Origin of the sequence: Sphingobium limneticum, assembly GCF_008710155.1 — a bacterium.
GTDB lineage: Bacteria > Pseudomonadota > Alphaproteobacteria > Sphingomonadales > Sphingomonadaceae > Sphingobium > Sphingobium limneticum.
Genome location: NZ_VYPZ01000018.1, coordinates 1 through 22,925, shown reverse-complemented (window position 1 = coordinate 22,925; position 22,925 = coordinate 1). Strand labels below are relative to the sequence as shown.

Genomic DNA, 22,925 nt, shown 5'->3' with positions numbered 1-22,925 from the left:
CAATGCGGGCTGTAGGCCGGATCAGGGGTGGTAGCTTTTGCCTTGCGCGTCGGCCTTAGCCTTGGCGGGGCTGTCGGCGAAGAGATCGTTCATCTTGGTCGGCAGGTTGGGTTGCACATACCAGTCGGCCGGGAAGTCGGCGGCATGCGGGCCATCGATATTGCGATCGACAAGGCCAGAGCTGGTCTTGCGCGTATAGGGGACGACATGCGCACCCTTGTTGTTGGCCAGTTGATCGAACAGCGCCTTGCGCAGCGTGATCTTGCTATCCAGCCATTTGGGATCTTCGATCAGATTGTGCATCTCGTCAGGGTCGCTCTTGAGGTCGTACAGCTCCTCCAGATCCCAGACGCCATGATATTGGATATATTTCACCCGGTCGCGCTCGATCGCGAAGGTGGTGGGGGTCTGCGGAAAGCTCCATTCCCAATAATATTCATAGACGAAATCGCCGGGGTTCCAGGTCTTTTCGTCAATCTTTCCCTCGGCTACGGGCAGGAAGCTCTTGCCCTCCATCTGGGCGGGCTTTGCCACATGGGCGATGTCGAGGAAGGTCGGCGCGAGGTCGAGATTGCGCACGACCGCGGGGTTGGTCACCCCCTTGGGCACCATGCCGGGTGCCCAGACGATCATCGGCACGCGGACCGAGGGTTCATAGGCGTTGCGCTTGTCGATCAGCCCATGTTCGCCGATCAGGAAGCCATTGTCGGAATAGAAGACGACCATCGTATTTTTATCGAGATGGTTCTTCTTCAGATAAGCCAGGATGCGACCTAGGCTCTCATCCACAGGGGACAGGGTGCGATAATAGTCGCGCACCTGCTCCGTCATGGGGTTGTTGGTGTGATAGGGGAAGTCCGCGCCGTGCCAGCTGTTGCGCTGGTTGCGGACCCAGAGCGGCTTGCCTTCATTATTTTCCGGCGTGTTTGCCATGCTGGCGGGCAGCTTGATCTGAAGGTCGCTATATTGCGCCTTGTAGCGGTCTGGCGGCAGAGGATCGCTATGGACCGCCTTGTGGCTGAGATAGAGGAAGAAGGGTTTGGAAGGATCGCGGCCCTTCTCCAGCCAGTTCATGGCATAATCGGTCAGTTCGTCGGTGATATAGCCGGCGCGCTTCACATGCGCGCCATCGACGTTGAGCATCTGCCGCTCGCCCGCCGCGATCTTCTCCGGCGACAATTGCTCGGTCGGGAAATAGGTGCCTTGCCCTTTGAAGCTGACCCATTTGTCGAAGCCGGGGCGCGGGGCATCGGTATCGAAGCCCATATGCCATTTGCCGAAGAAGCCGGTTTGATAGCCCGCTGCCTGAAGATATTTGGGGAAGAAGGTCAGCCCTTCCTCCGAACTATTATTATTGTCCACCACGCCATGGTTGCGCGCGGTCTGGCCGGTCAGGATAGTCGCGCGGCTGGGCGAGCAGAGCGAGGAGGTGACGACGGCATTGGGGAAATAGACGCCGTCCTTCGCCAGCCGGTCGATATTGGGCGTTTGAAGCCCCGGCGTCAGGAAGCCCATTGCATCATAGCGCAGATCATCCACCAGCACGAATATCATGTTCGTGGGCTTTGGCTGTGGCGCGTTCACCGGCTTGGCAAAGGCGCCCGGCCCCAGCAGGGTGCAGGCGGCGATCGCGGCGGCGCGCAGCGCGCGGCGGGCGTGGGTCATGGACGGGTTCCCTTCTTGTCCCGGATGATGCAGCGAAAGCCGATATGGCTGGTCGCGCTGTCCACCGCCTGCGCATGGCGGGCGGCGGGACGATAGCGCTGGCAATAATTGGGCGCACATAGATGCGATCCGCCCTTCAGCACCTTGCGCGGAATGGCGATGTCGGGCGTGGCGGGATCGAAACTCTCCCGCTTCGTGCCGCCGCGCGGATTGGCGGGGACGCAGCAGCTGCCCTTGGCCTTGCGCTCGATCCGGGGCTGGGCGAACCAGTCGGTCGTCCATTCCCAGACATTGCCGATCATGTCGTACAGGCCATGCCCGTTCGCCGCATAGTTGCGCACGGGGGAGGTGCGCTCATAACCGTCCGCCAGCGTGTTGCCGTAGGGGAAGGCGCCCTGCCAATAATTGGCCAACATCGCGCCGCCGGGCGCCAGTTGGTCGCCCCAGGCATAGTCTGCGCCGTCCAACCCGCCCCGCGCTGCATATTCCCACTCCGCCTCGGTCGGCAGTGCCTTGCCGGCCCATTTGGCGTAGGCCAGTGCATCTTCATAGGCGACATGGACGACGGGGTGATCCTCCAAGCCCTCGATCCGGCTGTCCGGGCCATGGGGATGGCGCCAGTCGGTGCCGAAGCTGAATTGCCACCACTGGCTATAGTCTTCGAGCGATACCGGACCTCCCGTGCGCTGGAACAGCAGCGATCCCGCCTGTGCCATGGCCGGGTCCATACCGGGATAGTCCTTGGGGTCTGGCGCGATCTCGGCCAGCGTGACATGACCGGTCGCGTCCACGAAGCGGGCGAAATCCCGGTTGGTGACGGGGGTTGCGTCGATCCGGAAGCCGTCCACCTGTACCCGGCGCACCGGCGCTTCCTCCGGGTAGAAACGGTCAGACCCCATCAGGAAGGCGCCGCCGGGCAGGTGGATCATGCCGTCCGTCATTGGGCGGACGCCTTGAGGATGATCCCGGCGCCGCGCGGATAGGCGGGGGCGGGGCCATCGTCAGGCAGGTCGGGGCTTTGCGCCTCGACATCGGCCATGGAGCGGGGGAGGGAGAAAGGCATATGGCCCTTCGCCAAGGCGCGACCGGTGACGACGTCCAGCAGCGCGGCATCGCTGGCGCCGAAAGTGACGAGGATCGCGCGGGCCATCGGCTCGATCGCGGTCAGGATGGCGGGGCGGTCCATCTCCACGGCGACGACGGTGGGGACACGAGCCGATGCGCGGGCAATGGCCCGCATATCCTTGTCTTCGGCACGGAAATCCAGCCGGCCTTCATGCTGGCGCGCGCCGAAGAAATGATGCGGGTGCAGCGTTTCGAACGGGGTGGCGGTGCGGACCAGCGCGATGTCGGCTTGCGCCGGATCTTCCACTACGGTGAAGCCGGCGGCGCGGGCGGCGGCGGCATCGACATTGTGCAGCCAGATACGTTTACCCGGCGCGACCGGCAGGGTCGCCTTGTCGTTGCGCAGCAGCACCTGGCTGGCGCGCTGGACGGTGTCCGCTTCGGCTTGCGCTTGCGGGTTGCCGACGATCCGTACGGCGGCGGCTTCGTCGACATAGGGATTGTCGAACAGGCCCTGTTCGAATTTCAAACGCAGTACGCGGCGGACGGAGTCGTCGATCCGCTTTTCGCTGACCAGTTTCCTGGCGACCGCGTCCAGGATCGGGGCGGGATCGTTCGCGCCGCCGAACTGGTCGATGCCCGCGTTCAGCCCCTTGGCGAAGCGGGTCGTCTTGTCGGCTGTCTCCATGCCCCATGGGGTGCCGATCGAGGCGGGCGTCTGCGGGTTCGCGGCGTCGGGCGCCATGCAGGCCTGCGGGCAGTCATTGGTGATCGACCAGTCGGAGACGATCAGGCCGGAAAAGCCTTTCTCCCCGCGCAACAGGCCGGTCAGCATCTGCTTGTTGAAGCCGGCGGCGACCGGCTCGATCGGCTGGCCTGCGATATTGGGGCCTTGGACGATGACATAGGTGGGCATAACCCCAGCGCTATGGGCGGCGAGGCTGTCGTCGAAGGCGCGGATATGCTGGGCGAAGGATGCATCGGTCAGCGGCGCGTTGCGGCCATAATGATTGTGACCGTCAAAGCCTTCGGGTTCGGCGCCATAGCCGACCCAATGTTTGACCACCGTGGCTACACCGTCGGGCTGCACGCCGGTGCGGCCATGCTGGAAACCATCGACATAGGCGCCGGCAAGGCGCGACACTTCGGCCGGATCGGAGCCGAAGGTCGCGGCAAAGCGCGGCCAGCGCGGTTCGGTGGCGAGGTCGGCTTGTGGGGAGAGCGCCATATGGATGCCGACGGCCCGATATTCCTGCCGGGCGATATCGCCAAAGCGACGCACAGTTTCGGTGTCGCCCAGCGCGGCAAAGCCCAGCGTGTCTGGCCAGAGCGAGAAGCCTCCGCCTGTCGTGCTGGCGCCTAGCGTCGCCTGAAAATGATGACGGGGATCGGTGCTGATCGTGGCGGGGATGCCGAGCCGGCTCGCCTCCGCCAGTTTCTGCACAGCGTTATTCTGTGCCGCCAATTCGGACGGCGACACGACGAGGCGCGTGATGAAGCTGCTAATGTGGCGATCGTTCAGCAGCTTCGCGGTCGCGTCGGCATCATAGGCCTTGCCGGCGAAGCCGATCGCGGAACCGGGCGTGGGCAGCGTGCCGTGCAGCAGCATGCCAGCTTTCTCCGCCAGCGTCATCTGCTTCAGCAAATCCTCGACCCGTGCGTCGATGGGCGCGCGCGCATCCTCATAAGGGTCGATCCGGCCATTATGGTTGAGGTCGCGCCAGCCCTTGGGCGGAGACGCCGCGCCGCCCAGCGCCAGCACGAAGAGCGATGCGGCGGCAATCCTGCGAGCGCTTACCATGTCAATTGCTCCTTACCGCAAAAGGCGTCGACCGGACTGTTCCCGGTAAAGGGCGCATCCCCGACCAGCCGCTCCACCAGTGCCGTCTGCACATCGGGCAGCGAGGCATAGGCGTTGATATAGGTCGCGAAATTCGGCGCGTCATACAGATAATAAGGCTGGCCGAAGGAGATGAGCAGGGTCGGGATTTCGCGGTTGAACTGGATCATCGCGTTGCGCGGGCTGGCGTGCAGCTTGGCGAAGTCGAGGAAGATATGGCTGAGCGAAGGCGTCGCTTCCTGCCCGATCAGATAGAGTATGAGGTCGGTATCGTCGGGGGTCGGCATCGTATCGGGGTCGAAATGGCGGACGGTAAAGCCGTGACCTTCCATACTTGCGATCAACTGCGTGAAATCGCGTTCGGGTGCGCCGGAGAAGAAGCTGGCCCCTTCGTCCGATATGATGAGCACGCGCTTATGCTTGTCCGGTGTGATCGGGATCAGCGTGTCGCGATTCTTGACCAGGGTGATGCTGGCGGCGGCGGCGCGCGCGGCCCGGTCCAGATGCGCGGGCTGACGCAACAGGTTGCGGGTCTGATCGAGCGGAGCGATGCGTTCGTCCGGCGTCTTGCGGTGCAGCCCCAGCTTGGCCTTCAAGGACAGGAAGCGGGTGACGGCGTCATGCAGTCTCTGTTCCGACAGGCGGCCTTCGCGAAGTCCTTGCAACATGAGATCCATGTCGGCGACCGGATCGCGGCTGAAGAGGAAGACGTCGCAGCCGCCTTCGATGACGGCGGGGACGGCTTCGGCCCGGTCCATCCAGCTGGTCAGGCCACCCATCACGGTGGCGTCGGACACGATCAGGCCGTTGAAGCCCAACTCACCGCGCAGCAAATCCTGATTCAGCAGGCGTGAGACGGAAGCCGGCTCGAACGCCTGCGCGCCGGCCTGTGGCAGTTTGTCGCGTATATAAGCGGGCAGGGCGATATGGGCGGACATGATCGTCATCACACCATCATCGACCAAAGTACCGAAGATGCGGCCGAAGGTCGCGCGCCATTCGTCCATATCCATGTCGTTGACGCTGGTGACCAGATGCTGGTCGCGATCGTCCAGCCCGTCGCCCGGCCAGTGCTTGGCGCAGGCGGCCACGCCCTGCGCCTGTAGCGCGCTCACATAGGCGCGCGCCTGCGCCAGGATGCGGTGGGGATCGGAGCCGTAGGAACGGGTGCCGACCACTGCGTTGCGGAAGGCGCGGTTGATGTCGACCACGGGGGTGAAGGACCAGTTATAGCCGAGCGCCCGGCTTTCCTGCCCGACGATGCGGGCCAGGTCGGCGCTTAGAGTCAGGTCGTCGCAGGCGGCGATGCCCATCTGGTTTGGGATGGCGGTGGTAAAGGGCGCGCTGACCGTGCCGCCTTCGATATCGCCGGACAGGATCAGCGGTACTTCGGAGCGCTCCACGGCATGGCGCGTCGCCGCCCACGCGGCATCGAGATCATGGGTCGGGAAACGGTGGATGCCGCCCGGCGTATGGGCGAGCAGCCCGTCCGTCTCCGCGATGCTGTCATGGCGCGCGGACAGGACGAAAAGTTGCGCGATCTGCGCCTCGACGCTCATCGCGTCGCGGGTCTTTTCCACCCAGGCCATGTCCTCCGGGGAGAGGAACAGAGGACCGGCACTGGGTGAAAGGGGGGAAAGCAGAGTGGTGATGGCGTTACTCATTTCGGATCGGTGAAGGCGTCGTCGTAGCGGGCGCGCCTGGCGAAGATTTCCGGCGGTTCGGCGAGGGCGGGGGTGCTGAACTTGCGCGCCTCCCGCCACCAGAGCGCCTTCATCTCCGCCAGCTTGGCGGGGTGGCTGGCGGCCAGGTCGGTGCTTTCGGAAAAATCCTTCGACAGGTCGAACAATTCCCACCGGTCCTTGGCGAAGTCGGTGCCATATTTGTGCATCGCGACCGCGCGCCAGTGGCCCGAAGTGATGGCGCGCTGACCACGTAGTTCGAAATATTGGACCGATCGGGTAGCGGCGGCCGGATTGCGGAAGGTGGCGCGAATGGAGCGACCGGCGACCGGCACCTGCGCCACGCCATCGACGCTGCGGGCAAAGTCGCTGCCGGCGGCATCCAGCAATGTGGGGGCGAGGTCGATCGGATCGACCATCTGGCTGCGGACTGCGCCCTTGTCCCTGATCACCGCCGGCCAGGAGACGATCATCGGCGTGCGGACGCCACCGGCATAGGGCCATACCTTGTAGCGGCGGAACGGCGTGTCGCCGGCCCAGGCCCAGGGACGGGGATATTCGGGTTGCAGCCTGTCCGTGCCGATATCGTCGATGCGCGCACGCTGCTCTGCGAAGCTCAGCTTATTGGGGCGATACATTTTTTCAAAGCTGCCATCCTGACCCGCTTCGGAGGCGGCACCATTGTCGGAGATCAGCAGGATGATGCTGTTGTCATATTGGCCGCTGTCTTTGAGCCGCTGGACGACCCGGCCGATCTGCGCGTCGGCATGTTCCAGAAAGCCGGCATAGGTCGCCATATAGCGGGCGAAGACGGCCTGCTCATCGGCGCTGAGCTGGTCCCACGCGCGGTCGCCGGCGGCGCGGACGGTGTTGACCGCATGGGCAGGGATAATGCCCAGCTTTTGCATCCGCGCGAAGCGTTCGGCGCGCAGCGCGTCCCAACCCTTTTCATATGTCTCACGATAATGGTCGATATAGGCGCGCGGCACCTGCAACGGGGCATGGCCCGCGCCCATCGCGAAATAGAGGAAGAAGGGCTTGCCCGCCGCATCGTCTATGTCGGCGATGGCATGGTCGGCCATGTCGGCGGAGAAATGATAGCCCGGCCCGTCGGGCTTGGGCAGGGTGGCGTTCCCGTCGATCAGGTCGGGATGATATTGGTCGGTCCAGCCGCTGTAGAAACCATAGAAGCGGTCGAAGCCACGCTGCAAAGGCCAGGACGCATTATTGCCGGGCGTGCCGTCCTCAAATTCGGGGCCGAGATGCCATTTGCCCACGCCATAGGTCCGGTATCCTGCGGCTTTCAGCGCTTGCGGCAGCATTTGGGCGTTGGCGGGCAGTTCACCGCGATCGCGGCTCATGTCGTTGGTGCGCTGGTTGGTCGGCAGGTCCGCCATCCGCACGGTCTGGTGATTGCGCCCGGTCAGCAGCGCGGCGCGGGTGGCGGTGCAGATCGCCTTGCTGTCGAAGCGATTGTAGCGCAGCCCGCCGGCGGCCAGCGCGTCGATATTGGGGGTGCGGATTTCGGAACCGAAGGCGCCAAGGTCCGAAAAGCCTACATCGTCGAGGACGATCAGGACGATATTGGGTTTGGCCGGTGCCTCAGCTTTGGGCGCGGCGTGCGCGCTGGACAGGCCGAGCGCCGCCGTTAGCATGGTTGCTGCCATCAGGATGCGCTTGCCCATTCGTCCTGCTCCATACCGTGTGAATAGGAGGCGCGGCGGCCGTGCCGCCGCGCCCGAAAGATCAGAACTTCACGCCAAGCGTGGCGCCGAAGTAACGATCCGCATCCTTGTTGTAGGTGCCGACCAGATCGTAATTGCCACCCAGGAAGGAGGTGTGACCGATGCTGGTCAGGTAGTTTTCGTCGAACAGATTCTTGACGAACAGGGTCAGGCTGTAGCGGCCATCAATCTGCTTCACGCCGATGCTGGCGTCGACCAGCGTATAGGCGGGCTGTTCCAGCAGCGGATCCTGCTCGACCGAGAAGTTCATCGCGCTCTGGAAATTGACGCCCACCTGCATGAAGCTGGCATAGTCGGTTCCCGGAATCTGCGCTTCATAGCGGGGTGCGATGCTGATCTTCCATTTCGGGCTGACCGGCAAGGTGGCGCCGCGCAGATTTTGCGTCGGGGTGACGCCCGCCGCCGTGCGGTAGCAGACGTTGATCGGCGTGCCAGTCCTGATCGGCGCGGTGGCGGCGATCTGCTGCGGGCAATTCAGGCCGTCGATGTCGATCTTCGCGTCCGAATAGGTGACCGCGCCGGTCAGGCTGAAATGATCGTCGGGTCGCACGGTGGCCTCGATCTCGAAGCCCTTGGTGCGCGACTTGCCGGCATTGGTGGAGACGAACTGGACCACGCCGGACGTGATGTCGGAGCGGTTCGCCTGCACCTGCAGATTGGTGTAGTCGGCCAGGAACAGGGCGGTGCTGACGCTCAGCACACCGTCGGCGGTGCGACCCTTGAAGCCAACTTCATAAGCGTTGACATGTTCTGGCTCCAGCACGCGCTGGTCGGCGAGGTTGGCGGAGATTTCCATCTCATAACCCAGCCCCTTGTAGCCGCGGGTATAGCTGCCATAGACCTGCGCGTTGCGGCTGAATTCATATTGCAGGCCTGCCTTGCCGGTGACTGCCGTGTCGCTGGCGGTGACGGAGCCGCTGGTCGATGCATTGCCGGGGAAGATTACGTCTCCCGCCACGATCGGCGCGGTACGGGTGCCGCTGTTGGTGCCCTTCTCATACTGCACGCGCAGGCCGCCAATCGCCTTCAGACCGCCAATGATGCGGTAATCGATCTGACCGAATGCAGCGATGCTCTCTTGCTTCAGGCGGATGTCGCTCTTGGCCGATTGCCAGATGATATTGGTGGGCGCGCAGGCTTGGCCGAAGGTGCCGGCGGTGCAGCGGGCGCGGCGGCGATCAAATGGGCGCTCGATATCCGAATGCATGTAGAAGGCGCCGGCGACATAATTAAGATCGCTATTGCCATTATTGGCGATGCGCAGTTCCTGACTGAAGGCATCAAGGTCGACAATGCCATGATTTTGGCTGAAATAGGAATAGGTCGCGCCACTGCCTACGAACAGCGGCACATTGCTGTTGATGCGTTCGATCGGCTGGTTCACGTCCAGATGATATTTTTGGTAGGCGGAAATGGAGGTGACAGTCGCGCCACCCAAATCCCAGTCCGCCTGCAACGAATAGGTCTGTTGCTTGCTATTGGAATAGGTGACGGTTTCGTCATTCAGCGTGCGGTTTTCACGGGTGGCGTTGATCGGGCCGACCAGCGACTGAAGGTTCGGATTGGTGATTGCGATCCAGGTGGAGGCGCAGCAATCCGCGTCGGTCTTGCGATATTCGGCCGCGAACAGCAGGTTCAGATTTTCGGTCGCATCCCATTCCAGCTTGCCGCGCACGCCCCAGCTCTTGGATCCGTTGTCCCAGCCGCCAGTTGCGATGTTGCGGGCGATACCGCGCACGTCGTTGTAGAAACCGGTAACGCGGGCGCGCAGCGTGTCACTGATCGGGCCGGACACGGTGCCACGGGCGCGATATTCGCCATGTTCGGCAATGGTCGCTTCGGCCTTGCCCTCAAAATCGCGCGAGGGGCGAGCTGTGGTAACATTGACGACGCCGGCGGTCGCATTCTTGCCGAACAACGTGCCCTGCGGGCCGCGCAGCACTTCGACACGCTCGATATCGGCGAGGTCGGTGAAGCCCTGGGTCTGGCGCACGGCCACGACACCATCGACGACGGTGGAGACGGAAGATTCGACGCCCTGGCCGAACAGCGCGGTGCCGATGCCGCGAATGCGGAAGCTGCTGTTGGTGGGGGTGGCGCCCTGCTGGAAGGTCAGCGACGGGACGGCTTGTACCAGCGAACTGCTGTCATTGATCTGGCGATTGGCGAGTGTGTCGGCGCCCACCGCAGTCACGGCCAGCGGCACGTCTTGGAGGCGCTCGGCGCGCTTTTGCGCGGTCACGACGATATCGGTACCGTCCTGCGGGGCCTGCGGCGCGCTATCTTGCGCCATCACGGCAGCAGGCGCCAGGGCGATGCCCAGGCTGAGAGCGGACACCGCGGCGCGGCGCAACGTCATGGTCTTGGAAAAACGCATATATCCTCCCCTATTCGCACAGTTTGGGCGTGCGATCGTATGAACTGATCCCACCAGCGGTTTGGCCGCTTGGTTGTAGCGCTACATCTTCCAGTATCGCGATGCTGTCAACAGCAATATTATAGCGCTACATTTTAATGAACAATCGTGGAATTCTGACAGCTGGATCGTCCGTAGCCATTTGCAACCGCCAGAAATATAGCGTTAAACATATAGCGAAAGCGTGCGGTGCGTGGCACAGGGAGTAACAATCATGGCCCGATCGGGGCGTCGGGCCAACCAGGCCATTACCATTCAGACGGTTGCGAACCATGCCGGTGTGTCGCCCATGACCGTGTCCAACGTCCTCAACAACAGTAGCAAGGTGCGACAAAGCAAGCGCGACGCGGTGATGGCGGCGGTGCGTGAACTCAATTACGTGCCCAATATGGCCGCGCGGTCGCTGGCAAGCGCCAGCGCGACGCGAATTGGCCTGCTCTATCGCAATATCGAAAACGCATTTCTCAGTTCCATTCTGGTTGGCGCACTGGATGCAACCAGCCGGCTGGGCGCGCAGCTGTTACTCCGGCCGCTGGAAAATGGTGACCCCAAGGAAATTGCGCAGCAGATTCAGGGGCTGGTGGAAAATGGCGCGAATGCGATCCTGATCGTCCCGCCCTATTGCGAAATTGCCAATCGCCATGGCCTGACCCGCGACTGTCCGGTGCCTGTGGTAGCGATGTCTCCGGGTGATGCGCTGTCCGGCGACCATTGCGTGCGGATTGACGATTATGGCGCAGCGCGGGATATGACCGCCTATCTGATCGGCCTTGGCCATCGGAATATCGGCTTCATTCGCGGCGGCGCCGGCCACCTGATCCATCGCACCCGCTGCGAAGGCTATCAGGCGGCGCTACGCGATGCGGGTTTGCCGGTCCAGCCAGAGTTGATCGCGACCGGCGACATGAGCTTTGAATCCGGACTGGTCGCAGGCGCGGCGCTGCTGGACCTGACCGACCGGCCGACCGCGATCTTCGCCAGCAATGACGACATGGCCGCCGCCGTCGTGTCGTTGGCGCATCGGCGCGGGCTGGATGTGCCGCGTGACCTGTCGGTGGTGGGGTTTGACGACACGCCGATCGCGGTAAAGATTTGGCCATCGCTCACGACCGTGAAGCATCCAGGGCGGCAAATCTCCAGCGACGCGGCGACACTGGCTGTGAAACTCGCTAAAGACGTCAGTGTGGGACAGCCATCAATGCTGATATATCTGGAACATAAGATCGTTCTAAGAGAATCTGCAGGTCAATGTTTGAAATTGAGCAGTTAACAGTCAATATAAATTGAAGGATCCTGGATTTCATCAAGGATGGGAATTACGTTAACCCACATTGTGGACGTGATGATGTGCTGGCCTATCCGGGCTTTGGCAACGGCCCTCAATCATAATTTCTGGCCATTCCGCAGACGCAAGATCAGCTATGCTGTCAAGGCGTCGTGAGGCTGTTGCGTATATATCAAACATAGCAGCTTGCCACATTTTGCTCGTCATGCTGTAGCGGTGGAATGAAGATGCGCGAACTGGAGTTGCGGACCGGGGTCCATCGCGAGACGATCCGCGTCTATCTGCGCGAAGGAGTAATCCCCGAACCCGCCCGCCCGCGCAAGACCGTTGCCGATTATGGCGAAGAGCATGTCCAGGCGATCCTGGCGGTGCGGCGATTGCAGCGAGAGAACCGGCTGACGCTGGGGCAGATCAAGGCGATTATCGGCGGCGAGGGTATGGACGGCCGGGTGGAGGCCAGTGCATTCGACCAACTGGAGCAGCTGGTATCGCACCGTGCCGGCGTGGATGGTCCGCCGGTGACGATCGCGTCGCTGCTGGATCGTTATCCGCATGCGGCGGAGGATGCCCGCACGCTCGCCAAGATCGGTATCCTGTCCATCATCGACACCGATCAAGGGGAGGCGTTGAGCATCACCTGCGCGCAACTGGTGCGCATCTGGGGTGATATGCGCAAGGCGGGCTTTGATCGGCGGTTGGACTATACGCCAGAGATATTGGGGTTTTACACCGATGCTGCCGACTTTGTCGGGCGGTGGGAGGCAAAGACCTTCATGGAGCGGGTCGAGGGACATATCGACGTCGGCGAAGCTGCGACCATGGTGGAACATGCTCTGCCGCTGATGCTCGATTTCTTTGGCCTGATGCGCCAGCGTGCGTTTTTCCGGCATGTCGAGGCGATCCGCGCCGGCAAGGAAACGGATCGCCCCGCAGACGGTATCACGCCATCGTCAGCACGGCCTTGACGCAGCGACCCTCATGCTGGTCCGTGACGGCCTGGTTGATATCCTCCAGTCGATAGCGGGTCATCAGCTTTTCGAAGGGGAACAGCCCCTTTGCATTGAGGGCGATCAGTTCGGGCAGGAAGCTTTGCGGATCGGCATTGCCCTCCGTGACCCCGCAGATGCTGATGCCAAGCGAGAGCATATGCAGGATATTGACGCTGACCGCGGCGTCCAGTGCCTTGGGCACGCCGACCATGGCAAGCCTTCCGAGTGGACTGAGCGCGCGCATGCCTGCATCGATCGCAGGTACGGCGCCCGATGTGTCGAGCACGCAATCGACGCCCTGAGGCCTGATCGCGCGTAATTGTTCTGCCGTGTCGCCGGCGGCCACATCGATCACATGGGTGGCGCCCAGATCCAGCGCCATGACCCGGCGACTTTCCAGCGGATCCGCGACGATGATCGCCCCGGCACCGGAAGCGCTGGCCGCCATAACGGCGCTCAGTCCCACCGGGCCGCCGCCGGTGACGAGAATGGCTTCGCCGACCTGTAGTTTGAGCGCCTTCATGACGGCGCCCGCGCCGGTCATGATGCCGCAGCCCAATGGCCCCAGAAGCTCCAGCGGTGCGTCGGCCGACACTTTCACCACATTGTGCGCCGCGACGATGGCATGACGCGCGAAGGAGGATTGCCCGAAAAAATGGCTGCTGACCTGCGCCTTTCCATCATGCAGGCAAGTCGAACCGTCGGTGCGGCATCCGCCGAAATTGAGCGCGGCAAAATCGGTGCAATAGGCCGGCTGGCCATTTAGACATTGCGGGCATTGGCGACAGGCGGCAAAGCCCATGACCACCCGGTCACCCGGCGCAACTGATGCCACTTCGGCGCCGATCGCTTCTACGATGCCGGCCCCCTCATGGCCCAGCACGACAGGCAGTGGCGTCGGCAACAGCTGATCGCGCACGACGATGTCTGTATGGCAAAGGCCGGTCGCCACGACCCGCACCAATATCTCGTCAGGGCGTATGTCGCCCAGCGTCAGATGCTCGATGGTGAATTCTCCGCCCGCCGTCCGGGCGACCGCTGCCACTACTTCCATGGTCATCCTCTCATTCAAATTGTGCCCCTGCATTCAAAAGCCGGGATCTTGCAGTCCATTTCTTTCCTGCGAGCCGCACAAAAGCGTCGCTTTGCCCGACGTCATCACTAAATGGTCCGACCGCTTTTTACGATTGACGATCGGCCTTGTCCACAACTACGTAATAAGCATACGCAATACGCAAATGGCCCAAGGGCAGCGTGGCAGGAGAGGGTAGTTTCATGGCGACTTCGCTGGATGCAGACACGCGTCCGATCATCCCCGACGATATCGCGCGGATCGTGGTCGCGCCCAAAAGCTACACGGACGATGCGACCATCTATGGTGCGTTCAAATGGCTGCGTGAGCATATGCCGTTGGGGATCGCGCAGGTACCGGGCTATGATCCGCTCTGGATCGTCACCAGACATGCCGACATCAGGGAAGTGGAACGCAATGCCAAGCTGTTCCATAATGCCGATCACAATCCCGTATTGAACGATCAGGCATCTGACGCCTTCACGCGGGAGATTACCGGGGGGACGACGCGACTATTGTCGTCGCTGACCTATATGGACCCGCCCGAACATGCATCCTACCGCACACTGACTTCCAACTGGTTCCTGCCGGGCAAGATCAGCAAGCTGGAGGAGCAGGTGAGGGTGCTGGCGCGCCAGTCGGTCGACAATTTGCTGAGTTTTGACGGCGAATGCGATTTCGTCCGCGACTTCGCGCTCCACTATCCTTTGCGTGTCATCATGTCGCTGTTCGGGGTACCGCCCGAAGACGAGCCGAAGATGCTCAAGCTGACGCAGGAATTTTTCGGCGTCCATGATCCTGAGGAGCAGCGGCCGGAAATGGTGGCTGACCCTGTGGTAGCTGCGAAACAATGGGCGGCTTCGATCGAGGATTTCTATACCTATTTCGACAGGCTGAGTGCGCAGAGGCGCGAGCAGCCGACCGACGATCTGCTGTCGCTGATCGCCAATTCGCGGATCAATGGGGCGCCCATCCCGCGTGACGAAGCGAATGGCTATTATGTCGCGATCGCCACGGCGGGGCATGACACGACATCATCGTCCACCGCTGGCGGCCTGCACGGAATGATGGCCTATCCGGAAAACTGGGCGAAGGTGAAGGCAGACCCGGCGTTGATTCCGGGCCTGGTGGACGAGGCGATCCGCTGGACCAGTCCGGTCAAGCATTTCATGCGCAACGCCACTGCCGACACGCAGGTGCGGGGCATGGACATCCGCGCGATGGAACGGCTGATGATCTGCTACCCGTCGGGCAATCGGGACGAGGCGGTGTTCGCGGACGCGGATCGGTTCGACATCACCCGCTCGCCCAATCCGCATATCGCCTTCGGCTTTGGCCCGCATATGTGTTTGGGCCAGCATCTGGCCAAGCTGGAGATGCGCATCCTGTTCGAGGAACTGCTGCCCCATCTGGCGTCGGTGGAAATGGCCGGACCGCCGCGCCTGGTCGAGACGAACTTTGTCGGCGGTTACAAGGCGCTGCCGATCCGTTTCAAGAAAGCCTGATTTTTCAAAAGCCGGGACATCGCGCACGCGGGGTCGGCACAATGCCCAAGGGTGGACAATCCGGGCAATATGGGAGGAGCCTGACATGCAAAAGACAATAGTCCTGCTGGTCGCCAGCGTATCGATGGCGGCAATGCACGCATCGGCATTTGCGCAGACTGAGGCCGCGCCGCAGGCGCAGTCTGCCGGTTTGGGCGACATCATCGTCACCGCGCAAAAGCGTGAGCAGGCGATCAACGATGTGCCGCTCTCGATTACGGCGGCGTCGGGGGAGAAACTGGCCAATCAGGGGATCACCAATGTCGCCGATCTGGTGAAGATCGTGCCGGGGTTCAACTATACCGAAAGCGCCTTCGCAACGCCGGTCTACACGTTGCGCGGCATCGGCTTCTACGACACCAGCCTGGCGGCCAAGCCTACGGTCAGCATCTATCAGGATCAGGTGCCGATCCCCTTCTCCATCATGACGCGTGGCGCGACGCTCGATCTGGAGCGGGTCGAGGTGCTGAAAGGACCACAGGGCACCTTGTTCGGGTCGAATGCGACCGGCGGCGCGATCAACTATATCGCGGCCAAGCCGACATCGACCTTCAAGGCGGGGATCGACGCTGGGGTGGACAGTTTCGGACAGGTATCGGGCGGCGGCTTCATCAGCGGACCGATCAGCGATACGCTGACAGCGCGGGTCGCGCTGCGCACCGAGCAGGGCGGCGCGTGGCAGCGCAGCTATACCCGTGACGAGAAGCTGGGCGATCGCAACTTCACGACCGGGCGTATTCTGATCGATTTCGAGCCGTCCGATGGCGCGCGCTTTTCGCTTAATCTCAATGGCTTTATCGACAAGAGCGACGGCCAGGCGGCGCAACTGATCGGGGTGGTGCCGCTGGGCAATCCGGCGCGGCTGGGTCCACTCGCCACCTATCCGATCGCACCGCGCAACAATCGCGATGCGGACTGGACACCGGAGCAGAAGCCAGGGCGCGACGACTGGTTCTATCAGGCATCCTTTCGGGGCGATATCGACCTGACCGACGATCTGACGCTGACGTCGATCAGCAGCTATTCCCAATATCATAATGATCAGGACATCGATCCTGACGGCGTGGCGCTGCGCGATTATTTCTACAACACCACCGGCAAGATCACATCATTGTCGCAGGAATTGCGGCTGCAGGGGCGAACGGGCGGCCTGACTTATATTCTGGGCGCCAATTATGCGCGGGAAAAAACCTATCAGCAGGATGATGCCGGTCCCTACGACCAATCGACATCGGCCTATAATTTTGTCGATGCAGGCCTGGGCATCCCCTTCTTCGTCTACAGCCAATACGCGCAACAGAAGTTCGTGAACAAGGCGGTGTTCGCCAACCTGGATTATGACATTGGCGATCATCTGACCCTGCATGGCGGCGTGCGCTATACGAAGACCAATATCGATTTCGCGGGCTGTACCGCTGATCGCGGCTTTGCTCTGGGGCAGGGGATCCAGAATCTGGTGAACTTCATCCGTGGCGGCGCGGGACTGGCGCCCATCGCCATTCGCGATGGTGCCTGCGTGACGATCGATGGTCCGACCCTGACCGTCGGTGAAGTGCAGCGGACCTTGGATGAGGATAATGTCTCCTGGCGTGCGGGTATCGATTATAAGCCGAGCAAGGACGTGCTGCTCTATGCCTCGGTCAGCAAGGGCTACAAATCGGGCAGTTTTCCGCTGCTGTCAGCCAGCGATGCCAACCAGTTTAATCCGGTGACGCAGGAATCGGTGACTGCCTATGAGGTCGGAGCCAAGCTGACCTTGCTGGAGAATAGGGCTCAGATCAACGGCGCGCTCTTCTATTATGATTATAGCGACAAGCAGTTGAAGGGCCGCGTGATCGCCAATCCCGATGTGTTCGGCCCGCTCGAAGCGCTGGTCAATGTGCCCAAGTCGCGCGTGCAGGGTGCGGAGATGCAGCTTGATCTGGCGCCGGCCGACGGTCTGCGCGTGAGCATAGGCGCGACCTACCTCGATACCAAGATCAAGGGCAGTTTCGTCAATTATGACAGCTATGGCAACCAGCTGGACTTTGGCGGATCGGCCTTTCCCTATACCCCCAAATTCCAGATTGTAACCGATGCTCAATATGACTGGGCGCTCAGCGACGATGTGGAAGCATTTATCGGCGCCAACCTCAATTTTCAGAGCGATACCAAGGCGGTGTTGGGCAATGCCCGCGCTACGCCGTCGCGAGCGCTCACCGCGCAGGGTGGCCTGACGATCGAGGATTATACGCTCATCGACCTGCGCGCCGGCCTGTCCTTCGATGACGAGCGTTACAAGATCAGCGCGTTCGTGCGGAACCTGGGCAACACCTATTATTGGTCCAACGCCACCCGCATCACCGACACGACGGTCCGCTTCGCCGGGCGCCCCCGCACTTTCGGCGCAACCTTGTCGGCGCGTTTCTGAACCACCTCCCCTGGGCCGCGTCCTGAACGGTGGACGCGGCTCCTTCTTGCTTCCCGGAGAAACCCTATGACTGCACGCTCCTCCCACGTTGCCGGCCTGCATGGCGAACCGGGACATGAGGTCCGTTTGCCGACCACGCGCATGCTGATCGGCGGTGGGTGGGAGGAGGCAGCGGATGGGCGCCGCATCGATGTGGAAGATCCGGCGACGGGCAAGATTTTCGCCAGCGTGCCGGCAGGCACGGCGGCCGATGTGGACCGGGCGGTGCGGCAGGCGCGCACGGCGTTCGAATCCGCAGTCTGGGCACGGATGCGGCCGCTCGATCGCGGCAAGATCATCGAGGCGATCGCCCGCAAGATCGAGGATCACGCGCAGGAACTGGCGCTGCTGGAAAGCTATGACAATGGCAAGGCGGTGCATCATGCGCTGGCGGTGGATGTCCCGGCCGCCGTGGATATCTTCCGCTACATGGCGGGCTGGTGCTCGAAAATTTATGGGCAGGTGAACCCGATTTCCGGCGATGGCCGCCAATATCACAGCTATTCCGTGCGCGATCCGATCGGTGTCGTGGGCCAGATCGTGCCGTGGAATTACCCCCTCGCCATGGCCGCGTGGAAGATCGCCTCGGCATTGGCGGCGGGTTGCACCATCGTTCTAAAGCCTTCCGAAGTCACGCCGCTGACCGCGCTGCGCCTGGCGGAACTGGCGCTGGAGGCGGGGCTGCCCGAGGGCGTATTGAACATCGTCACCGGCTACGGGCATGAGGCGGGGCAGGCGCTTGTCGAACATCCAGGTGTCGACAAGATCGCGTTCACCGGATCGACCCGCGTGGGCAAGCAGATCGTCCAGACCGCCGCGAAGGATCTGAAGCGCGTGACGCTGGAACTGGGCGGAAAGTCGCCCTCGCTGATCTTCGCCGACGCCGACCTCGACCAGGCGGCGATCGGCGCCGCGCTCGCCATCTTCTTCAATTCCGGGCAGGTTTGTCTTGCCGCCTCGCGCCTCTATGTCGAACGATCCGTGTTCGACAAGGTGGTCGAAGGAGTCGCGCAGGTCGCGAAAACCTTCAAGCTTGGCCATGGGCGCGATCCTGACACGATGCTGGGGCCTTTGGTGTCGAAGGTACAGCAGAGCCGCGTGCTGGATTTCATCGCCCAGGGCAAGGCGAGCGGGGCGGACCTCGTCACCGGTGGCGGAACAGGCGAGCAAGACGGCTACTTCGTCGAGCCGACCATCTTCGCCAATCCCGACGCCGACGCCAGCATCGTGCGGGAGGAGATTTTTGGCCCGGTGCTGGTTGCCACGCCTTTCGACGATGCAGATGAGGTGGTCCGGGCGGCCAACCACACCCGCTATGGTCTGGCCGCCAACATCTGGACCCGCGATCTGTCGCGCGCCCATCTGACCGCCCGCAAGCTGCAAGCCGGCACGGTGTGGATCAACACCCATGGCATGAATGATCCCTCCGCGCCTTTTGGCGGGGTCAAGGAATCCGGCTGGGGGCGGGAGGTCGGCGAGGAAGGGGTGCTTCACTACACCGAAACCAAGACGGTGACGGCCCTTCTGGACAGCTAGCTTTTGTGAACTGGAAACATAGCTATTCAGACAGACAGGTCGTTGGCACATCATTCAGATAGGAATGATCCGTTGCTCGGTCCTTCTGGCTGCGATTGCTGCTGCACATCGGGCTTTGGAAAAATTCTCGACAGGCAGCTCTCGAACCGGCGTGATCACGGCAATATGTTCCAACCATAACCTGGCTGCATGTTAGCGGCGGGGAGGAAATGGCGGTGGGACCGCCAGTTGAATGTCAGAATGGAGTGACTGCAGACGACTTGCGCTCACCAGCGTCCGGGACGAGGCGATATGGCAAGCCGTATGACTTCAGCGCTTCTCAACAGCGCATGCGCACAACTTGTTTGCTCAAAATATCTACCAATCTAGTAGAAAATTCTCAAATCCGCGCGGGGCGGGTGGTTAGAGAAATGCACGTCCATGAAATTCACTTATCGCTCGTTTGATTTTTATCTGTCCCTGGCATCGGCCCTGGTCCTGGCCCAAACCGCCCAGGCCCAAACCGCTCAGGCCCAGACGGCACCGACCCAGACGGCACCGACCCAAGTGACCCCGGTTGAAGACACCGGGTCCGGGGGAGAAATCATCGTTACCGCCGAGCGCCGCGCGACGGACCTGCAAAAGACCGCCATCGCCATTTCCGCTTTCACGCCCGAGTTGCTGGAACAGCGCAATATCACCAGCGTGCGCGATCTGGCTGGGCAAGTGCCCAACCTGTTCGTAGCCCGCACGTCGATCAGCCATACGACCCAGACCTTCTCGCTACGTGGCGTGGGTGAGAGCGATCCGATCCAGGAACCTGTGCTGGCCGTCTATGTCGACGACGTCTATGTTCCGCGTCAGATCGGATCGATGAGTGAATTCGTCGATCTGGAGCGGGTCGAACTGCTGCGCGGACCGCAGGGCACTTTATACGGCCGCAACAGCAGCGCGGGCGCTCTTCGCCTGATCACCCGCGATCCGGACGATACGACCCATGTGACGGCCGAGGCGGGCTATGGCAGCTATAATGACGTGCAGTTGCGCGCGCTTGTCAGCGGGCCCATCGTCAAGGACGTGCTTTCGGCCAGCATCTCCTACATTCACCGGACGCGTGACGGCGTCACCTACAACCCGACGCTGGGCCATGATGTGAATCGCATCGACTTGGACGGATGGCGCGGCAAGCTGCGCTTCACCGGCATCAACGACCTCGATGCGCTGTTGACCCTCAACGTGATCCGCGACCGCAGCGACAGCCGATCCTATATTCCGGTCAACCAGCCGGGCGGGACGTTCAGCCGCCGTCGATCCTACTCGGAAGTCGAGCCGCTCCAGCATCTCAATGCGCTCAACGGCTCCTTGCGCCTTATCTACACGCTCTCGCCCCAGCTTTCGATCAAGTCGATCACGGCGGCCGGCGGCTTCAACCTCAACCCCGTCTATTATGAAAATGACGGGCAGGCCGCACTGATCCAGAAAAATCTCATCCATTATAATGACAAGTTCCTGAGCCAGGAGGTGCAGTTGAATGGTGAATTTGGCGATGTCAGCTTCACCAGCGGCCTTTTCTACCTGCATGAACGTTTCTTCGTGGAACGCGATGGTTTCAGCCGGACCGGCACGGCTGCGACCGCGCCCGTCAACAAGCAGCGTGCGCATAATATCACCTATACCGACGCCTATGCCGTCTTCGGGGAAGGGACTTGGAAGGCGGATGATATTTTCAGTGTGACGGCCGGTATTCGCGGCACGATCGAGAAGAAACGGTTCGTCTTCGATAACAAGGTGATCGACGATAACCGCAATGTCGTGTCGCAATCCATCGCGGGGGAAGCGGAAAAGACATGGAAGGCGTTGACGCCCAAGGTTTCGGTGCAGGCGCAATGGACACCCAACCTGCTCAACTATCTGACCTGGTCGCGCGGCTTCAAATCGGGCGGTTTCGATAATCGCGCCACCCGACTGGACCTGGCGACCTTGCCCTTCAATCCTGAAAAGGTCACCACCTATGAAGGCGGTTTGAAGGCGACATTGTTCGGCCGGGCGCTGCGCAGCAATCTGGCGGTCTTCTACAATGACTATAAGGATTTGCAGGTATCCTTCTATGACCCCGCTTATGTCGGCAGCCGGCGGGGCAATGCTGGCAAGGCGCATAGCTGGGGCGTCGAGCTGGAAAACGACCTGCGGCTGACCGATGCCCTGAGCTTCCAGGGGTCGGTCGGCTATCTGAAGGCGGTCTACGACGATTATAAGGGGGCCGGTGGCAACGGCGTGAATGCCGACGGTAATCCGCTGACCAACGCGCCCAAATGGTCGCTGTCGGGTGGCACGACCTATGACCTGCCCCTGGGCGCGAGCGGCAGCCATTTGCGGCTCTCCGCCAACGCTCAATATCAAAGCAGCTTCTATGCCAATGCGCTGGCGCGGACGCAGGATCGGGTGCCGGGGCAAACCTTCGTCAACGGGTCCGTCACCTGGGTTCTGCCGGACGACCGCTTCCAGGTCGCGCTCACAGGCAAGAATATATTGGGTGCGAACAAACCGGTCAGTTCGGCCTATACGCCGACCACCGGGGTCTATTATCGCAACTATGCCGATCCGGCGACGGTATTGGCGAGCGTTCGCTTCTCATATTGATCGGCACTCGCATAGAAAGGCGCTGTGGGCATGGCCTTGGACGATCCAATCGCGCACCCGGACCTCCATGCCGCGCTGGCACGGCGCTATGGTGGCGATGAACCATCCGGCCCCCTGCTATGGAATGATGTGATTGGGCACCTCCTGTCACATCGCTCCATACGCGCCTATCGCAAGGATGCATTGCCGGACGGGACCGTAGAAACGCTGGTGGCCGCAGCGCAATCTGCGGCCAGTTCCTCCAACCTCCAATTGTGGAGCGTCGTTGCGGTCGCCGATGCGGACAAGCGCGCGCAACTGGCGCAGCTGGCGGGCGGACAACAGCATATCGCGCATGCTCCGCTGATTTTGCTGTGGATCGCGGATCTGGCCCGCGCGCATCACATCGCCGCCCGCAGCGATGCGCCGGCCGAAGGTTTCGGTTATCTCGAAAGCTTTCTGGTCGCGTCGATCGATGCCGCATTGGCTGCGCAAAATGCGGTCGTGGCGGCGGAATCGCTCGGTCTGGGCACCGTCTATATCGGCGCGCTGCGCAATCGGCCGGAAGATGTGGCTGCCCTGATCGACTTGCCGCCCAATGCCGGCGTGGTATTCGGCCTGGTTGTCGGCTGGCCCGATCCCGACAGGCCGGCATCCATCAAGCCACGCCTGCCGCAGGCCGCCGTGCTGCACCATGAAGGCTATGCGCTTGAGCCGCAGCAGGCAGCGATCGACAGCTACGACGCGACCTCCCGCATATTCCAGCACGGACAGGGGCTGCCGACTGTCGGCTGGATCGCGCAATTGCTTCAACGCGGGGCGTCGGCGGCCTCGCTCAACGGGCGGCAGCGACTTGGCGCCGCGCTCAAGGCGCTTGGCTTTGGCCTGCGTTAACGGCGGCGCATTTCCCAACTAGGCAGCGTTGACAAAGTGGATTCCCAATCTGCCTGATTTCTGATTCACAGCTTCTCTTTGCGAGGAGCGATGATGGGCCGAGGCGATCTGACGGACGAGGAATGGGATGTGATCGCGGGGCTTC

At 61.9% G+C, this 22,925-nt stretch carries 14 protein-coding genes; 7 read left to right on the top strand and 7 right to left on the bottom strand.

Features of this window, described 5'->3' with window-relative positions:
* Positions 1 to 21: 21 nt before the first annotated feature.
* The 6 genes from F4U94_RS17375 to F4U94_RS17350 all read right to left on the bottom strand — a co-directional run bounded on the left by F4U94_RS17375 (position 22) and on the right by F4U94_RS17350 (position 10,374).
* Entirely contained in the window at positions 22 to 1,665 is a 1,644-nt protein-coding gene (locus F4U94_RS17375) for a sulfatase family protein (RefSeq protein WP_120252634.1), read from the bottom strand.
* Positions 1,662 to 2,594 carry a formylglycine-generating enzyme family protein gene (locus F4U94_RS17370; protein WP_120253480.1) on the bottom strand — a complete coding sequence of 311 codons (933 nt, stop codon included), beginning with the start codon at positions 2,592 to 2,594 and terminating at the stop codon, positions 1,662 to 1,664. The genes F4U94_RS17375 and F4U94_RS17370 overlap by 4 nt, the downstream gene beginning before the upstream one ends.
* 8 nt (positions 2,595 to 2,602) lie before the next feature.
* Positions 2,603 to 4,531, bottom strand: coding sequence for a glycoside hydrolase family 3 protein (locus F4U94_RS17365; protein ID WP_120252635.1), 1,929 nt, complete (start codon positions 4,529 to 4,531; stop codon positions 2,603 to 2,605).
* On the bottom strand, positions 4,525 to 6,234 hold the full coding sequence (locus F4U94_RS17360) for a glycoside hydrolase family 3 protein (RefSeq protein ID WP_120252636.1): 1,710 nt from the start codon (positions 6,232 to 6,234) through the stop codon (positions 4,525 to 4,527). The genes F4U94_RS17365 and F4U94_RS17360 overlap by 7 nt, the downstream gene beginning before the upstream one ends.
* Positions 6,231 to 7,937: an arylsulfatase gene (locus F4U94_RS17355; RefSeq protein ID WP_232016500.1), complete on the bottom strand. Its 1,707-nt coding sequence runs from the start codon at positions 7,935 to 7,937 to the stop codon at positions 6,231 to 6,233. Before F4U94_RS17355 ends, F4U94_RS17360 begins: the two co-directional genes overlap by 4 nt.
* 61 nt (positions 7,938 to 7,998) lie before the next feature.
* Positions 7,999 to 10,374 (bottom strand): TonB-dependent receptor, encoded by a 2,376-nt coding sequence (locus F4U94_RS17350; RefSeq protein WP_120252637.1) that lies wholly within the window; start codon positions 10,372 to 10,374, stop codon positions 7,999 to 8,001.
* A gap of 253 nt (positions 10,375 to 10,627) precedes the next feature.
* Between F4U94_RS17350 and F4U94_RS17345 the strand changes: the two genes are divergently transcribed.
* Both F4U94_RS17345 and F4U94_RS17340 read left to right on the top strand, forming a co-directional pair.
* Positions 10,628 to 11,683, top strand: a complete 1,056-nt coding sequence (locus F4U94_RS17345; RefSeq protein ID WP_120252638.1) for a LacI family DNA-binding transcriptional regulator — start codon at positions 10,628 to 10,630, stop codon at positions 11,681 to 11,683.
* 236 nt (positions 11,684 to 11,919) lie between these two features.
* Positions 11,920 to 12,663, top strand: coding sequence for a MerR family transcriptional regulator (locus tag F4U94_RS17340; protein ID WP_120252639.1), 744 nt, complete (start codon positions 11,920 to 11,922; stop codon positions 12,661 to 12,663).
* Here F4U94_RS17340 and F4U94_RS17335 read toward each other — a convergent pair.
* Positions 12,638 to 13,747: an NAD(P)-dependent alcohol dehydrogenase gene (locus F4U94_RS17335; protein WP_232016502.1), complete on the bottom strand. Its 1,110-nt coding sequence runs from the start codon at positions 13,745 to 13,747 to the stop codon at positions 12,638 to 12,640. The two genes, F4U94_RS17340 and F4U94_RS17335, sit on opposite strands and share 26 nt — an antisense overlap.
* A gap of 215 nt (positions 13,748 to 13,962) precedes the next feature.
* Between F4U94_RS17335 and F4U94_RS17330 the strand changes: the two genes are divergently transcribed.
* The 5 genes from F4U94_RS17330 (at position 13,963) to F4U94_RS17310 (ending at position 22,780) form a co-directional block, all read left to right on the top strand.
* Positions 13,963 to 15,264 (top strand): cytochrome P450, encoded by a 1,302-nt coding sequence (locus F4U94_RS17330; RefSeq protein ID WP_120252640.1) that lies wholly within the window; start codon positions 13,963 to 13,965, stop codon positions 15,262 to 15,264.
* A gap of 85 nt (positions 15,265 to 15,349) precedes the next feature.
* On the top strand, positions 15,350 to 17,713 hold the full coding sequence (locus tag F4U94_RS17325; protein WP_197716483.1) for a TonB-dependent receptor: 2,364 nt from the start codon (positions 15,350 to 15,352) through the stop codon (positions 17,711 to 17,713).
* A gap of 66 nt (positions 17,714 to 17,779) precedes the next feature.
* Complete coding sequence (locus tag F4U94_RS17320) at positions 17,780 to 19,288, top strand: aldehyde dehydrogenase family protein (RefSeq protein WP_232016503.1); 1,509 nt, start codon at positions 17,780 to 17,782, stop codon at positions 19,286 to 19,288.
* A gap of 420 nt (positions 19,289 to 19,708) precedes the next feature.
* Positions 19,709 to 21,907 carry a TonB-dependent receptor gene (locus F4U94_RS17315; protein WP_120252642.1) on the top strand — a complete coding sequence of 733 codons (2,199 nt, stop codon included), beginning with the start codon at positions 19,709 to 19,711 and terminating at the stop codon, positions 21,905 to 21,907.
* A 30-nt stretch (positions 21,908 to 21,937) separates the two neighbouring features.
* A complete protein-coding gene (locus F4U94_RS17310) occupies positions 21,938 to 22,780 on the top strand; it encodes an NADPH-dependent oxidoreductase (protein WP_120252643.1) in 843 nt (280 codons plus the stop codon).
* The last annotated feature ends 145 nt before the right edge of the window (positions 22,781 to 22,925 follow it).

Bases quoted from the DNA above. Each gene is read 5' to 3' on its own strand.
- F4U94_RS17375 (WP_120252634.1), bottom strand. From the start codon at position 1,665: ATGACCCACGCCCGCCGCGCGCTGCGCGCCGCCGCGATCGCCGCCTGC.
- F4U94_RS17370 (WP_120253480.1), bottom strand. From the start codon at position 2,594: ATGATCCACCTGCCCGGCGGCGCCTTCCTGATGGGGTCTGACCGTTTC.
- F4U94_RS17365 (WP_120252635.1), bottom strand. From the start codon at position 4,531: ATGGTAAGCGCTCGCAGGATTGCCGCCGCATCGCTCTTCGTGCTGGCG.
- F4U94_RS17360 (WP_120252636.1), bottom strand. From the start codon at position 6,234: ATGAGTAACGCCATCACCACTCTGCTTTCCCCCCTTTCACCCAGTGCC.
- F4U94_RS17355 (WP_232016500.1), bottom strand. From the start codon at position 7,937: ATGGGCAAGCGCATCCTGATGGCAGCAACCATGCTAACGGCGGCGCTC.
- F4U94_RS17350 (WP_120252637.1), bottom strand. From the start codon at position 10,374: ATGCGTTTTTCCAAGACCATGACGTTGCGCCGCGCCGCGGTGTCCGCT.
- F4U94_RS17345 (WP_120252638.1), top strand. From the start codon at position 10,628: ATGGCCCGATCGGGGCGTCGGGCCAACCAGGCCATTACCATTCAGACG.
- F4U94_RS17340 (WP_120252639.1), top strand. From the start codon at position 11,920: ATGAAGATGCGCGAACTGGAGTTGCGGACCGGGGTCCATCGCGAGACG.
- F4U94_RS17335 (WP_232016502.1), bottom strand. From the start codon at position 13,747: ATGACCATGGAAGTAGTGGCAGCGGTCGCCCGGACGGCGGGCGGAGAA.
- F4U94_RS17330 (WP_120252640.1), top strand. From the start codon at position 13,963: ATGGCGACTTCGCTGGATGCAGACACGCGTCCGATCATCCCCGACGAT.
- F4U94_RS17325 (WP_197716483.1), top strand. From the start codon at position 15,350: ATGCAAAAGACAATAGTCCTGCTGGTCGCCAGCGTATCGATGGCGGCA.
- F4U94_RS17320 (WP_232016503.1), top strand. From the start codon at position 17,780: ATGACTGCACGCTCCTCCCACGTTGCCGGCCTGCATGGCGAACCGGGA.
- F4U94_RS17315 (WP_120252642.1), top strand. From the start codon at position 19,709: ATGAAATTCACTTATCGCTCGTTTGATTTTTATCTGTCCCTGGCATCG.
- F4U94_RS17310 (WP_120252643.1), top strand. From the start codon at position 21,938: ATGGCCTTGGACGATCCAATCGCGCACCCGGACCTCCATGCCGCGCTG.